Raw genomic sequence first — 14,072 nt, forward strand, 5'->3', positions numbered from 1 at the left:
CTCATTCACTGAATTCATCGACATTGGGCTTTGCACCCCACATGCAAAAAGAGGTCGGTGCCATCTCAAACTGACGGGGTGTATGATTTTCCTCATCCGTAATACGTTTTACACCGGACGAGTACTCATAGACGCGCTTATCGGGCCCCAGGAAGTAGATGAACATCGCAGTCGATGTCGGATGACGCCCAGGGCCGAATACGATGGGGACGTTTTTTTCCTGGAGAAAGTACCAGGAACGCATGACATCATCGATGCTTGCGACCTGGAAGTTAACGTGTTGTACCCCGGTATGTTCAGAGGCAAAAAGCGCGATCTTATGATGGACCGGGTCAATGCGTAGCAGAGCACCCTCGCCGATCTTGTCGCTGACCCTGGCACTCATCACTTCCGTCCAGAACCGAATATCCCGCTCGCTGTCACCAGTGTGCAAGCCGAAGTGACCAAACTCAGTGATGCCGGCATCGCGGCCAGGAAAATAACGAACACCTGTCTGGTAGGGTCGATACACCAATTCAACGCGGTTGCCGTTGGGATCCGCAAAGAACAGCGCCGAGTTTACCTGGCGCTCCTCACACTCTTCATCGGTTGCGCGTTTTGCAGTTATACCTTCCGCGGCCAGTTCTTTCTCTGCTTTATCAAGTTCAGAGAGCTCCCTTACTTCAAAGGCACAGGCGTCATAGTCAGCATCACCTTCAATGTAACAAATATTGTACGCGCTGCTATCACCTCGCAAGTAGGCATGAGTATCCGTTTTATGGCGAAGCTCCAGGCCAAGGATATCGGTTGCGAACTCAACCATTTCACTCAGGTTTTGGCAACCCAGACGAAGGTAGGAAATATCGTGTAAGTGAATCATAACTATTGCTCCCCTCAATCAACCGTCAATAAACGACGAATTATTTATCAAAACCGGCCTGCGGTTTAGTGGACACAATGCGCGTCGAACCGTTAGACCCAAAGCGTTTGAATAGCAGATAGAATATCGCCAACAACAACCCAATAACTCCCGCAACGTCCCACACGGAGAACGCAACAAGCCCGCAAACTATGAGCGCCGTTCTGGCATACCGGTTGAGTTCGCCGTGGTACCAGCCCTCAACCGCCGTAGACATCACCAAAACTCCAAGGGTAACCTTGATTACGTCGAACACGATGGTCTCCAGCGGTCCGATCATCAGAATTCCGGGGTTGTAAACAAACGCGTAAGGAAGTGTAAACGCAACCAGACCCACCTTGGCGGCCGTCATGGAAACCGCCATCGGTCGCTCGTCCGCAATGCTGCTTGCGACGTAAGCCGCTACTGCAACTGGCGGAGTGATATAGGATGCCACTCCATAAAATATCAGAAACAGGTGGGCCTGTAGCAAAGTCAGACCTGCGTCGACAAGCGCCGGCGCCACCATTACCGCCACCAGTGAATAGACAGCTACAACCGGCATCCCCATGCCCGAGATGATTGTGACAATCGTTGCCAGCAACAACGCAAGCAACAGGTTTGCCTCGGCAACACTGAAGATCAACGCCGACAGTTTCGATGCCAGCCCGGTAACGTTGAGGCCTATAAGAAGGATTCCGGCGCCGGCGACCGCTGCGATCAGTGGTGCTATTGCCGTACAGATTTCAACACAACCCTGAACAAATTTTCTGGGCGTTATCGCCTTGCCACCAACAAACCAGCTGACGACGATAACAGCAACCAATCCAAAAGTTGCCGCAAGCGCTGGCGTTCTGCCACTCATGAGCACGTACACCAGCAACCCCATCGGTACGATGAAAATCCAACCAGTGCGGAACGTGTGGAGCCAGGTGGGGATATCAACGGCATCGATATGGCCCACATTATGCCTGGCCGAATAGCAATGCACCTGAACGTAGATTCCCACATAGTAAAGAATAGAGCACACAAGTATCGAACCGATGATGCTTGTGTAAGAAATGCCGGTAAACTCAACCATCAAGAAAACGACAGCCCCCATAACCGGTGGCAAAAGACTGCCGCCTGTTGAAGCTACGGCTTCAACAGCCGCTGCATAGCGAGGGGAATAACCCACACGTTTCATCATGGGAATGGTGATCGACCCGGTCGTCATAACATCCGAGGCCGGACTGCCGGATATCATGCCGAACAGTCCACTGGAAGTTACTGCAATCTTGGCGGAGCCGCCGGTACGACGGCCAGCAAGCACTGCCGCCACATTGAAGAAAAAGTCGCCGCCACCACTTTTCTCCAGAAACTTGCCAAATGTAATAAACAGGAACGCGTAAACAGCAGCCACCTGAATAGGCGCGGAGAACAACCCCCCGTCATGCGGCGTAACCATCAGGCTTTCGAGCATATAGCTCAGATCCAGGCCGCGGTGGCCAAAAAAACCAGATAGATGACCACCGAACAAACTGTACAGGATGACCAGCCATACAACGACCGAAATACCAGGCCCCACACAACGCCTTAACAATTCAAGCGTCAGCAATGAATAAATACCAGCGACCACCAGATCCCCGGTATTGTAGACATCCAGCCCTGCAATCCAGTCCTGATAACGCCCCATCTGTAGGATTAGATAAACGCCCGCAACAAGGCTTACAAGCGCCAGAAGATAGTCGACCCAGGTCGTGCGGTAGGAATCAGGCGCATGACTGATCGACAGGAAAGAGATGACGTACATGGGCACAACGAAAAGGATCGCTAATTCCAGGCGCCCGAAATTGCCTGCAACAGCATACCAGATCTCGAAAACGGTCAATGGCACCGCCAAGAGTGCCACCAACGCATACCTGCCCCCTTCCATCGGCACTTTGTTACCCATGGAAAACGCGAGCCAAATTGTTCTTTTAAACAGGTTCATGAATGATGTCATAAAGAATACACAGCCTACTTAAAGCACCGACAGATACCTTCTGTGCCAGCAATCCGTAGCCGGCACAGAAGAAATTACTTCTTTGTACTGACCTCCGCCCATCACCACTCCAACTGAGTTCTGGCCTGGAGAAAGGTCGGGTCGGAGCCATCGTTCGGCCCGCCATCAACCGATGCCCAACCCGCGTTCACGCTGAAGCGCAAACGCTTCTCCGGATACCAGTTGAGGCCGATAGAAGCGACATCCTGCCGCCCCCCATCAATCCCACTGTCAGTGAGATCTACAGTACTGAACCGAGCACTAACTGCCCAGGCGCCGATCCCGCCTCCCCTCAGGGGATTGTTGGGCGTCACCGCTCCATACGTACCGCCCATTTTCGGAGTATAAGGACGGGATTCACCGGTCAGATAGTAGATCCCTGTAACCGCACCACCTGTGAACTCTGGTTCTTCCCTGGTATTTGCGCCAGCATTTTCGAGCTCATCATATTTCTGCCAATAATATTCTGCGTTTAGGTTAAGTGACCCATACGTAAACGCAGCTTCCAGGTTGGCTCCATCGAAACCATCTGAATCTCCCATGACACCAGTATCCAGTGTCCGGAAGCCATCAACCTGGTTCTCCGGACGTACACGGAGGCGAACTCCTTGGTTATTACCCCTGAGCTCTTCTCGTCTCAGAGAAGCACCCAAGTGAACCATCCTTCCTTTTTCAAGTACGGGATTAAACCAAACTTTTGTGAACAGACCGAGTGGATCGTCGTCATCCTGAGGAGAAGCTGTGCCTGGCACCCGCTGACCAATACTGCCAGCCCAGTTCCAACCATCTCCATACACGTCAGCGCGAACACCGAGACGCCGTGAGCCTTGGCCAAGCGCTACCATGGGGGCAGAACGTTCCATCATCGCGATGTACTTGGCGCTTTGCATATTTTCCAGGCCATATGCCATGAACTGGTTACCAATAGACAGAACTAAATTATTACCGCCTGGCTTGAAACCATGATACTGGAGGTAAGCATCCCGGAAACCACCTGCCCCATTTCCGACAAATTCATACTGAAGCTTATATCGCCAGTCCTGATAAATCTTGCCTTTAGCCGCGAACCTCGCGGCCCGAACAAACGTCTCCTGACCAAGATCACGGCTGTCGTCATCCGTGTCCGCCCAGGCTGTATCAAGGAACAGGCGACCACCTAGTGCAAAGGTAAAGTCGCCGTCTTTACTGGCGAAACCAAGTCGCCCCCCTTTGAAGCTTCCTATGACACCTGATTTCTCGTTCTCAGCTTTAAGCGCCTCCACCTCTTTCTCCAGCGCTGCAACTCGATCGCTGTAAGTCTGAGCAATTGCAGCTTGCGAACCCATCCCCATCACTACAGCACCAGAGATTGCCAGCAGGCTTCTTCTATCCAGAAACTGATTGGATTTGTTTTTGTTCATCATGCTTTTCCCCTTTCTGCTCTTGTTGTAATCGGATAAGAATTTATCTCATTTATTGAAACTATATCTCTTATACTCAAACTTGCAAAAATTTTTAGCATTTTCATTTCAGCGAACCCCCTTCATCCTGAGGGGGCTTCGCTCAGGGATAAAGCTATCCCATCAGTCGATTAGTCCTACTTCCTGATAGAACGCCTTCGCACCAGGGTGCAGTTCGAGATAGCTGACATTTGGCAGCTGTTCACGAGACGCCTTTTGCAGTGCTCTGTGAGAGGAACGGTAATGTCCCATCTGTTCGTACATGGATTTGGCCAGCTTATAAGCATCCTCATAAGTCGCCGCCGGACCGGCAACAATCATAAAGCTGCTCGAAACCGTTGCCAGATCCTCATCCACAAATTCATAGGAGCCAGCCGGGATGGAACCAACACTGGCACCCAGCTCATCAGCGACATACTGGACCAATTCGTCAGAAAGCTCGACAAAGGCGAGATCCATGACACTTCCCAGCTCAACAACCTTACCCGACGGAGTTGCGCCCCCCGTAATAATCACGTCAAGACGGCCGTCACGCATCAGGTCATTCGATGCACCCGTTGGCTGTGGAACCAGCTCACCGCCCCATGCCTCAACATCCTCCGGGGTCTTTCCAAAATAGGAGAATAGCGCACGAACATGTTCCCGGGCCCAAAGATTGCCAGGTTGATTAATGGACACTCTCATCGGAACTTTTTTCTCGATGAGATCACGAAAACTCTTAACGCCATACTCATCCAGAAAATCAGCACGCGCGTACACCATCAAATCAAATACACCGGGAGAAGCATTAAGAACACCCTTTACTGTGCCTGGCGGGTATTTTTCCCGGAACGGCGCACTGCCTGCGTACGCCATTTTCGGCTCCACGGTACTTACCAGAGCAAAAGGGCGCCTTTCGCTTTTCAGGTACTCCAGCGCTCCCGCCGGGTTGCCAGGCTCATATATGATGCTTGAACCTGAATAAGTCCGGCGCACGGCGTCGACAACACCCTCACCAAAAACGGACACCTGGCCGCCGGAGGAATAACCAGCGATTGTCACATTAACCGGTGAATCGTCAACTTTCGGGCGCTCTTCCGCATTTGCCAGACCTCCCGCCGTCATCGATAGCGCGACCAGGGCGCCAGCCATCGCATTAGCTATATCTTTGTTTTTCCATAGTTTCATCATAATATTTGCTCCGCACTCTCTTGTATTTGTTTGTTGGCTTCACTCATTGATGGCTTTCGATATTTATCTCTTTTGGACTTCCGTAATTCGCATCCACATATCTGCCATCGCTTCTCTGGCCGGCTTGCTGGTCAAACCAGAAAGGTCAGATTTGGCATTGCCTCGTCATTATTCAGTAGCATCACTTTTTTCCATTGGATACGAAAACCTTCTGACGTATCCACCAGAACATAATGACACTTGCCAAACCAGATATTTTCAGTCCCGGTCCGAATCTCACCGAGGCTGAAACTGGACACAACCTCCAGCTCTTCTCCCTTCGCGGAGAGAGGCACTACACCAGAGACATTCCGGATAAGACGAGCTCTCGGGCGGAAGGCGTGCGCCGCCTTATCTTTAAGCCGCATCATACGTTCAAGGAGCCGCGGGCGATCATCATAGATGATCGCAACCCCCGCATTGGGGTCTTGATCATCGCTATTACAGGGGACCCAGTACGTAATATCATCGCCAATCCACAATTCCATCCAGCGGTCATATTCATGCTCATCCATCAGGGCTGCTTCATAGGTCAGGAAGCGCTCCAGTCGAAGCTGCTGCTCCACACTTACAACGCCTTTATTTATAACGTCGGAACCTGCATTCAATAGTTGTTTAGCCATGGATATATCTCCGATCTAAATTGGTTTCCTGAAACACTATTCGGTCATCAACCGTTTCCACTCCTGCATCTGAGCTCTCTGCGTGATCTCATCGCTGATCCGAGCCGACACAGTACCATCCGAGTCGGTTTCCTCCCGGTTCATACCTCTTCCCAGCTGGATCCATGGATTTGCATCGCCCTCAAGTCCCCGCTGAACACGCTCAAAGATTTCAGCATCATCAGGAGACCCATTAGAAGCGGGGCCGTAGAACGCCTCGTGAGCACGTAAGCGCTTATTGTTGATTTCCTGGCCGACTCCTTTCAGGAAAACCGGATACATGAGTACCTGGGTCTCCGAAGGAGAAATCGGAATCACAACACGGATGTGATCATGAATGAGCTGCAGGTTCGGGAAGACACCCAGGTGGGGGTCACCATGCCAGGCGATTAGTTCTTCGGCATGTTCTTTGCCATACCGTGAAATCATGTCTTCAACGTACTTACGTCCATCCTCGCTCCGTTGCAATTCCTCGATATTGTCTTTTGCATGGGGCAGTCGCTGAAAACGGAAATCCAGAGCAGCATGGCCGTTTGGGAATCCGCGGGTCAGGCTTGGAGAGCTATCTGAAAACGGGTCTTCCAGGTGGATAGCGCCAACTGCTGAGCCTGTTGTGCTTTCACGCTTGCTGAAAATTTTAAAGACAGACACGTGGACATAATGGGGGTGGTACCCGTCCATGCCGATCTGCTTCCAGTTGCCGCGATACATGGTTTTAGTGACGACACCGGGCTTGACTTCAATTTCACTGGTTGGTGACGCGTCGATAAGAATATCGATGAATTTTTTGGCAGGGCCAAGATAATCATCCAGGCTCTGGCCTTCCTTGGAATGACTGGCGAAAATAAAGCCTCTGTAATTCCCGACTCGCGCCACTTTGGTCAGCCCGTGTTCCTTGGCATCAAACGTCTTGTCATAGGCTTCTTCACCGGTCACACCAACCAGGTCGCCCTTGGTGTTGTAGGTCCAGCCGTGGTACCAGCACTGAAAGCTTTTTGCGTTGCCCTGTGTTGCCTCACAAACCTGGGCACCGCGGTGGCGACAACGATTGATCATCAATTGAACTTCTTCATTTTCGTCGCGCACAGCAATCACAGGAAAACGTCCAAGTTTCAACAACTTGAAGTCTCCCTTCTTGGGCACTTCACTCTCGTGGAGAGCAAAAAGCCAGGTTTTGTGAAAGATGCGTTCCATCTCGTCTTCGAAGACGGATTCATCCGTGAAAATGGAGCTGTGAACCCGGTCTTCTTTTACCAGCGAACCATAGTCACGATCGGTGCCAATGATGTTGCTCTTTGTAGTCGACATATCAGAAACCTCTTTATTTTCTGGGGCCGTCAGGATTCATTCAAAAAATCCGTTACCAGTTTGTTAAAACGATCAGCATGTTCAATCTGCGTCCAGTGGCCACAGCGACCAAACAGGTGCAGCTGTGCATACTCGATGTATTCAAATAGTTTGCGGGACGTCACCGGCGGAACAATCACGTCATCCCGTCCATGGATAATCAGGGTCTCCTTGTCCATTGCCCGGATGTCTTTCTCAGAACTTGCCAGCGCATCCACCCAACGCTGCCGAGGTGCGGGAAACATTGAGGCGAAAGCCTCCTGAAACCCGGGACGAACGCTCGCGCGATAGCGCAGTTCTGCCAGTTCGTCGCTCATCATTTCCTGGTTAAAGGCAAAGGTCCTGATAAGTTCCCGCATATTTTCTACCGAGGGCGTGTAGCCCCATACCGCATCAAGTCCTGGCGTCAGTTCGAAATCGACGCCGGCAGCTCCCATCAATACAAGCCGTCTGATCCTGTCCGGATGGCGAATTGCCATGGCAAGAGCCAGAGCACCGCCATAGGAGTTGCCTACAACGTCTGCCTTTTCGATACCCAAAGCATCCAGGAAGTCAATTCCATGCTTTACCCATGTATCCAGGTTGTAATCCACGCCGGGCGGCCTTTCGGTATATCCGAAACCCACCATGTCCGGGGCAACAACCCTGCGTGTCTCGGACAATACCGGTAGATTGAATCGCCAGTTCGCCCAGGCTGTGACGCCCGGGCCCGAGCCATGAAGCAACAACAAAGGGGTACCGCTATCCTCACCCATATCGTGATAGTTGGTTTCGATGCCGCCGGCGCTGATTTTCAGGCCGATTTCCGGGTTATCTGAGGCCATCATTTACCCCCATCACGCTTGGCGACTGACTGGCCGGCAATGCCCCAGTTGGTTTTTGGCATTTCCTGAATCAGAACCCGGACGGACTCGGGCTTCACAGAAAGCGTTTCTGTTATCGTTGCGGTCAGACGCGCGATCAGCTCTTCTTTCTGCTCCGGTGTGCGGCCTTCCAGAATTGAAACCTGTAGCATTGGCATTGTTAGTTCCCCCAGTTCTTTTTAATCAGTTTCGGGCTCAGACGAATCGCATGGATACGGAACCCATTCCATGAGCGCGCAAGGTCACGTTATCGCCTGCCTCCACCGGAATGGCCGCCGTGATTGCACCAGAAAGTATGATGCTGCCGGCCGGAATTTTTTCATCCCGCTCCGCAAGCTGATTGGCAAGCATGGCGATAGCCGTGGCCGGGTTACCCAGAACGGCTGCGCTGGCGCCCACTTCCATCACCTGACCATTTTTTTCCAGGACAACGCCGATCGTGCGCATGTCAGTACTCATTGGAGCGAGCACTTGCCCCCCGGTAAAGAAACGGGAAGACGAAGCGTTGTCGGCAATAACACTGACCAGATCGAAACGGAAATTTTCGTAGCGAGAGTCAATCACTTCCACTGCCGGCATAATAAAGTCGGTGGCGGCGATGACCTGAGCGGCATTACAGCCGGGCCCACCGAGCGGACTTTTTGTAACAAATGCGATCTCGGCTTCCACCTTCGGATGAATGAGATCCTTGACAGAAATCTCACCGGATTCAGCCCGTTCAAAGTAATCAGCCAGAAAACCATAGATCGGCGTATCAACACCCATTTGTTCCATCTTGGCGCGGGAAGTCAGCCCCATTTTCATGCCGATGATTCGGGTACCCCGCGCCTCTTTCCGGCGGCGGATCTCATACTGGACGTTGTAAGCATCCCTGAAGTCCATGTCCGGGTAGTCGTCGGTGACCTTCTTGACGGCAGACGCATTGAGCTCAGCGTTCTCAAGGTGTTCAGCCAATGCCGCGATCTGTTCTTTACTCAAACTCATGCAGATACCCCACTTTTTTTCTTTGCTTCGAGAAGATCCAGCGCGACATCAACAATCATGTCCTCCTGCCCCCCGACCATATGACGACGCCCAAGCTCAACCAGGATGTCCACCGTTTTGAGTCCGTATTTTCTTGCGGCAACTTCCGAGTGAAGCAAAAAGCTGGAATAGACGCCCGCGTAACCCAGGGCCAGCGTCTCACGGTCCACTCTGACCGGCCGCACCTGAAGGGGGCGTACAATATCGTCTGCCGCATCCATCAGCGCAAACAGTTCTGTCCCATGCTCCCAACCCATTCGGTCAGCCGCCGCGATGAAAGCCTCAAGTGGTGCGTTTCCAGCCCCCGCCCCCATGCCGGCAAGGCTGGCATCTACCCGGTCACATCCTTCTTCAACCGCAACAATCGAGTTGGCGACACCGAGTGCAAGGTTGTGATGGGCATGGATACCGGTCGCTGTTTCCGGCTTGAGCGTATCCTTGAGGGCACGGAAACGGTCACGTACATCCTCCATGCTCAAGGCGCCGCCGGAGTCGACTACGTAGATGCAGGTCGCACCGTAGCTTTCCATTAGCTTCGCCTGTTCCGCCAGGCCCTTGGGGGTCTGCATGTGGCTCATCATCAGAAAGCCGACGGTGTCCATTCCCAGTTTACGGGCATGTTCAATATGCTGTTTTGAGACGTCTGCTTCGGTGCAGTGCGTTGCAACGCGCACGACTCTGGCACCAGCCTTGTAGGCGTTATCCAGGTCGTGAATAGTGCCAATGCCGGGCAGCAGCAGAGTTGCAATCTGGGCGTGATCCACCACTTCTGCGACCGCCTCAATCCACTCAAGGTCCGTATGGGCGGCAAAACCGTAATTGAAACTGGAGCCCTGCAGCCCGTCACCGTGCGCCACTTCTATTGAATCCACTTTGGCCTTGTCCAGAGCACGGGCAATATCCTGCACGTTCTTGATAGAGTACTGGTGACCAATGGCGTGGCTTCCGTCCCGCAGTGTTACGTCGGAGATGTAAAGCTTTTTACCGGGATTAAAAGTCATTGTTCGTTTCTCCTCAGTTGACCAGCGATTCGGCGATCCGCTCTGCCGTGCCCAAAGCGGCAGACGTCATGATGTCGAGATTGCCTGCATAGGCCGGGAGGTAATGGGCAGCGCCTTCCACCTCCAGGAAAATGGAGGTTTTCAGGCCACTGAACCGGCCCAGCCCCGGGACATTCATGGGCTGGTCTTCCGAAATGCGATCAAACTGCACCTTCTGCTTCAAGCGATAGCCTGGTACATAGCTGTTTACCGCTTCCACCATTTGCTCGATGGAAGCTTCAACTTCCGACTCATCGGCTGCATCAGAGAGCACGTAAACGGTGTCACGCATCAACAGGGGCGGTTCGGCCGGATTCAGAATGATAATGGCCTTACCCTTTTGCGCTCCGCCCACCACCTCGATGGCCTTGGCCGTGGTTTCAGTGAATTCGTCGATATTGGCGCGGGTGCCGGGACCTGCCGATTTGCTGGAGATGGAGGCGACGATCTCTGCATAATGGGCTTTGGCTACCCGTGAAACAGCAGCGACCATCGGAATCGTCGCCTGGCCACCGCAAGTCACCATATTGACGTTGCCTTCGTGCAGGTTCTGCTCGAGGTTGACCACTGGTACACAGTAGGGACCAATCGCGGCGGGTGTCATATCGATGATTTTGATGTTCTCTTTGTGACCGCGCAGGAACACTTCGTTGTGCATGTGGGCACCGGCAGATGTGGCATCGAATACAATTTCAATGTCAGCAAATTCCGGAAGATCTATAAGGCCCTGTACGCCTTCAGCGGTAGTGGCAACACCCAGACGCTTGGCCCGGGCCAAACCGTCTGACGCTGGATCGATACCCACCATTGCGCCCATTTCTATGTTCTTTCCGTTGCGCATAATCTTAAACATCAGGTCAGTACCGATGTTGCCTGGACCGATTATGGCCGCCTTTATTTTCTTGCTCATTCTGTTTCCCTCTGTACTGGCTTCACTTGGGTCACCCGAAGTTCACACTGGCACTGCCAATTCCGCCGATATCAACTCTCATGTGATCGCCGGCCACTATGGGCTCCAGCGGTACCAGAGAACCCGACAGGATTACCTCACCGGCTTTCAGCGACATTCCGAGACGCCCCAGAGTGTTGGCCAGCCAGGCAACGCAATTAAGCGGAGAGCCAAGTGCCGCTGCTCCGGCACCTGTACTGATAATTCGACCGTTCTTTTCCACCACCATGCCGCATGTCGACAAATCCACGAAGCGCGGAGAAACCGCCCTGTCTCCCAGTACAAAAAATCCACACGACGCGTTATCTGCCACGGTATCCTGAATGGCGATTTTCCAATCGCGGATTCTTGAATCGACGATTTCGAAACAGGGCATGACACACTCGGTCGCCGCAATAACGGCGGCGTTCGTGATGCCAGGCCCAGCCAGATCCCGCTTCAGGACAAATGCAATTTCTCCTTCTGCCCTCGGCGCAATCATCTGAGTACTGACCGGCAGTGTTTCACCGTTGGCATACACCATCTGGTCAGTCAGATAGCCGAAATCTGGCTGGTGCACGTTCAGCATGTTCTGAACTGCCTTGCTGGTGACACCTATCTTTTTCCCAATAACCTTTTCACCCTCTGCAATTCTCAGATTCATCAGGCCAAGGGAAATCTCATAGGCGTCCTCGATCGTCATATCAGGTTCTGACTGCGTCAACGGGTCGATCGCTGAACGTGACCTCAACGCGTTGAACAATGCCCTGCTATAGTGGTCAATCTGCTCTTTCTTCATGGGAGTGGCCTTAGAACTCAAAGTTTGATGCAGATATTCGAGAGTTCGCTGTAGAACTCCAAGCCGTGGACACCACCCTCTCGGCCGATGCCGGACTGCTTGCTGCCGCCGAAAGGTGTCCTAAGGTCACGAAGGAACCAGCTGTTTACCCAGCAAAGTCCCACCTCCAGTTTCGGAGCAACGCGATGAGCACGGCTGAGATTTTCCGTCCATACAGCAGCCGCTAGACCGTAAGGGGTATCGTTTACGAGGCTGATGACCTCTTCTTCGGAGTCAAACGGTGCGATATGGCAACAGGGCCCGAAGATTTCCTCCTGCACTACCGCAGAATCCTCACCAAGGCCTGTCCATATCGTTGGCTCTACCCACGCACCTTCGCTCAGATTCGCAGGCATCTCCGGAACACCCCCACCGGTCACGATATTGGCACCATCCTTGCGCGCTACTTCGTAGTAGGAAAGAACCTTCTGACGGTGCGCCTGACTGATCACCGGACCAAAGTTCACATTCTCATCCTGCCACCACCCCATGCGCAGGGATTCCGCCCCTTCCTTGAGACGCTTGACGAATTCATCAAACAGTGGACGCTCGACGTAGACCCTCTCTGTGCCAAGGCACACCTGGCCACAGTTAGCGAAAACGGAACGCATGGTGCCCTCGATCGCCTTGTCGATGTCCGCATCCGCAAAAACAACGGCGGCGTTCTTTCCACCCAGTTCAAAGGAGACAGGCACGAGGCATTCAGAGGCAGCCTTCATGATCGCTGTACCCGTCTTCGACTCGCCGGTGAACGTAATGCCATTAATGTCGGGGTGACGGGTCAGAAACTCACCCGCGGAATCCGGCCCAAAGCCATGAACAACGTTGTAGACACCCTCCGGAATGCCCGCCTCGTTCATGACTTCAGCCAGCAGCGTTGCAGTGTGAGGCGTTTCTTCAGAAGGCTTCACAACGACGGTATTACCACAGGCAAGTGCAGGGCCGACTTTCCACGTCATCAGCAGAAGCGGGAGGTTCCATGGGGCTACCACCGCAATCACGCCACGGGGTTTGCGGACAGCGTAATTGTGAGCACCCAGCCCGTCAGGTGTATCCATCTGGAAGCTTTCGGTCGGAATATTCTTTACGAGATCCGCAAAAACCTGGAAATTAGCTGCACCCCTGGGAATATCAATATGAGACGCAAGTGATTTGGGCTTACCGGTATCAAGACACTCCGCTTCAACAAATTCGTCGAAACGAGCCATGACTCCGTCGGCAACTTTCTGCAAGAGTTTCATCCGCTCGGCGACCGCCATCGTACCCCAGGGTCCATTCATGGCGGCATTTGCGGCAGCGACAGCCTGGTCCACTTCTTCCCGGCCCGCTTCATGCACTCTTGCTATAACTTCACCGTTGGCCGGATTGACATCGTCAAAAGTGCGGCCGCTTTCTGACGAAACAAATTGACCATTAATGAAGTGTTTTATTTCCTGCATTCTGAACTCCCTACTATTAACTGGTGCTTGCAGGTGAATCTTTTCTAGCTCTGCAAAGCACCGCTCTCATTAAATGAGATATGATCTTAGTTGTAAAGATGATATAAGCAGATTCTGATCCTGTCAACCGAACTAAGATGTCTTTAGGTTGAAAATGGCAGAGGCGTCTGTAGGAATAATCTCGGGAGTTGGTATACTTCGGGGCAGACCCACAGTGTGGCCCTACCCCGGATTTTTCCAACTCTGGCTGGACCTAAAACGGGGTCAGGGTCACGTTGGCTAGCCAATTGAACTACTTTCAATATCGGCGGCCAACGATCAATTTCAGCACATCGCCAAATCTATCCGATCTGCCCGATGTTGCAATGAACTAGTGTCCCTTAA

The 14,072-nt window shown here is 52.6% G+C and carries 13 protein-coding genes; all 13 read right to left on the reverse strand.

The genetic code is table 11. From position 1 onward, the window contains the following. Position 1 precedes the first annotated feature (1 nt). Positions 2-859, reverse strand: coding sequence for a VOC family protein (locus KYE_RS08050; RefSeq protein WP_008172184.1), 858 nt, complete (start codon positions 857-859; stop codon positions 2-4). 40 nt (positions 860-899) lie between these two features. Next, positions 900-2,849 carry a TRAP transporter permease gene (locus KYE_RS08055; RefSeq protein WP_050898285.1) on the reverse strand — a complete coding sequence of 650 codons (1,950 nt, stop codon included), beginning with the start codon at positions 2,847-2,849 and terminating at the stop codon, positions 900-902. Positions 2,850-2,962: 113 nt separating this feature from the next. Then, entirely contained in the window at positions 2,963-4,303 is a 1,341-nt protein-coding gene (locus KYE_RS08060; RefSeq protein ID WP_050898283.1) for an OprO/OprP family phosphate-selective porin, read from the reverse strand. A 159-nt stretch (positions 4,304-4,462) separates the two neighbouring features. Next, positions 4,463-5,509 carry a TAXI family TRAP transporter solute-binding subunit gene (locus KYE_RS08065; protein ID WP_008172191.1) on the reverse strand — a complete coding sequence of 349 codons (1,047 nt, stop codon included), beginning with the start codon at positions 5,507-5,509 and terminating at the stop codon, positions 4,463-4,465. Between the two features lie 131 nt (positions 5,510-5,640). Then, positions 5,641-6,171, reverse strand: coding sequence for an aromatic-ring-hydroxylating dioxygenase subunit beta (locus KYE_RS08070; RefSeq protein WP_008172192.1), 531 nt, complete (start codon positions 6,169-6,171; stop codon positions 5,641-5,643). A 36-nt stretch (positions 6,172-6,207) separates the two neighbouring features. Beyond that, on the reverse strand, positions 6,208-7,518 hold the full coding sequence (locus KYE_RS08075) for an aromatic ring-hydroxylating oxygenase subunit alpha (RefSeq protein WP_008172194.1): 1,311 nt from the start codon (positions 7,516-7,518) through the stop codon (positions 6,208-6,210). A gap of 29 nt (positions 7,519-7,547) precedes the next feature. Next, entirely contained in the window at positions 7,548-8,381 is an 834-nt protein-coding gene (locus tag KYE_RS08080) for an alpha/beta fold hydrolase (RefSeq protein ID WP_008172196.1), read from the reverse strand. Then, the gene (locus KYE_RS08085) at positions 8,381-8,578 is read right to left on the reverse strand and encodes a tautomerase family protein (RefSeq protein ID WP_039881929.1); all 198 of its coding nucleotides are present in this window, start codon (positions 8,576-8,578) and stop codon (positions 8,381-8,383) included. The genes KYE_RS08080 and KYE_RS08085 overlap by 1 nt, the downstream gene beginning before the upstream one ends. A 37-nt stretch (positions 8,579-8,615) precedes the next feature. Next, positions 8,616-9,404 carry a 2-oxo-3-hexenedioate decarboxylase gene (gene dmpH / locus KYE_RS08090; RefSeq protein ID WP_008172201.1) on the reverse strand — a complete coding sequence of 263 codons (789 nt, stop codon included), beginning with the start codon at positions 9,402-9,404 and terminating at the stop codon, positions 8,616-8,618. Further along, positions 9,401-10,444, reverse strand: a complete 1,044-nt coding sequence (gene dmpG / locus KYE_RS08095) for a 4-hydroxy-2-oxovalerate aldolase (RefSeq protein WP_008172203.1) — start codon at positions 10,442-10,444, stop codon at positions 9,401-9,403. The genes dmpH and dmpG overlap by 4 nt, the downstream gene beginning before the upstream one ends. A gap of 13 nt (positions 10,445-10,457) precedes the next feature. Further along, on the reverse strand, positions 10,458-11,393 hold the full coding sequence (locus KYE_RS08100; protein ID WP_008172205.1) for an acetaldehyde dehydrogenase (acetylating): 936 nt from the start codon (positions 11,391-11,393) through the stop codon (positions 10,458-10,460). A 31-nt stretch (positions 11,394-11,424) separates the two neighbouring features. Further along, positions 11,425-12,210: a 2-oxopent-4-enoate hydratase gene (gene dmpE, locus KYE_RS08105; protein WP_008172206.1), complete on the reverse strand. Its 786-nt coding sequence runs from the start codon at positions 12,208-12,210 to the stop codon at positions 11,425-11,427. Positions 12,211-12,227: 17 nt separating this feature from the next. Continuing rightward, the gene (locus KYE_RS08110; RefSeq protein ID WP_008172208.1) at positions 12,228-13,688 is read right to left on the reverse strand and encodes a 2-hydroxymuconic semialdehyde dehydrogenase; all 1,461 of its coding nucleotides are present in this window, start codon (positions 13,686-13,688) and stop codon (positions 12,228-12,230) included. Positions 13,689-14,072 lie beyond the last annotated feature (384 nt).

Origin of the sequence: Marinobacter manganoxydans MnI7-9, assembly GCF_000235625.1 — a bacterium.
In the GTDB taxonomy this organism is placed as follows: Bacteria; Pseudomonadota; Gammaproteobacteria; order Pseudomonadales; family Oleiphilaceae; genus Marinobacter; species Marinobacter manganoxydans.

Excerpts from the sequence above, each read along its gene's own strand:
- KYE_RS08050 (WP_008172184.1), bottom strand. The coding sequence starts at position 859 with ATGATTCACTTACACGATATTTCCTACCTTCGTCTGGGTTGCCAAAAC.
- dmpH (WP_008172201.1), bottom strand. The coding sequence starts at position 9,404 with ATGAGTTTGAGTAAAGAACAGATCGCGGCATTGGCTGAACACCTTGAG.
- KYE_RS08055 (WP_050898285.1), bottom strand. The coding sequence starts at position 2,849 with ATGAACCTGTTTAAAAGAACAATTTGGCTCGCGTTTTCCATGGGTAAC.
- KYE_RS08080 (WP_008172196.1), bottom strand. The coding sequence starts at position 8,381 with ATGGCCTCAGATAACCCGGAAATCGGCCTGAAAATCAGCGCCGGCGGC.
- KYE_RS08085 (WP_039881929.1), bottom strand. The coding sequence starts at position 8,578 with ATGCCAATGCTACAGGTTTCAATTCTGGAAGGCCGCACACCGGAGCAG.
- KYE_RS08110 (WP_008172208.1), bottom strand. The coding sequence starts at position 13,688 with ATGCAGGAAATAAAACACTTCATTAATGGTCAATTTGTTTCGTCAGAA.
- KYE_RS08075 (WP_008172194.1), bottom strand. The coding sequence starts at position 7,518 with ATGTCGACTACAAAGAGCAACATCATTGGCACCGATCGTGACTATGGT.
- KYE_RS08100 (WP_008172205.1), bottom strand. The coding sequence starts at position 11,393 with ATGAGCAAGAAAATAAAGGCGGCCATAATCGGTCCAGGCAACATCGGT.
- dmpG (WP_008172203.1), bottom strand. The coding sequence starts at position 10,444 with ATGACTTTTAATCCCGGTAAAAAGCTTTACATCTCCGACGTAACACTG.
- KYE_RS08070 (WP_008172192.1), bottom strand. The coding sequence starts at position 6,171 with ATGGCTAAACAACTATTGAATGCAGGTTCCGACGTTATAAATAAAGGC.
- dmpE (WP_008172206.1), bottom strand. The coding sequence starts at position 12,210 with ATGAAGAAAGAGCAGATTGACCACTATAGCAGGGCATTGTTCAACGCG.
- KYE_RS08060 (WP_050898283.1), bottom strand. The coding sequence starts at position 4,303 with ATGATGAACAAAAACAAATCCAATCAGTTTCTGGATAGAAGAAGCCTG.
- KYE_RS08065 (WP_008172191.1), bottom strand. The coding sequence starts at position 5,509 with ATGATGAAACTATGGAAAAACAAAGATATAGCTAATGCGATGGCTGGC.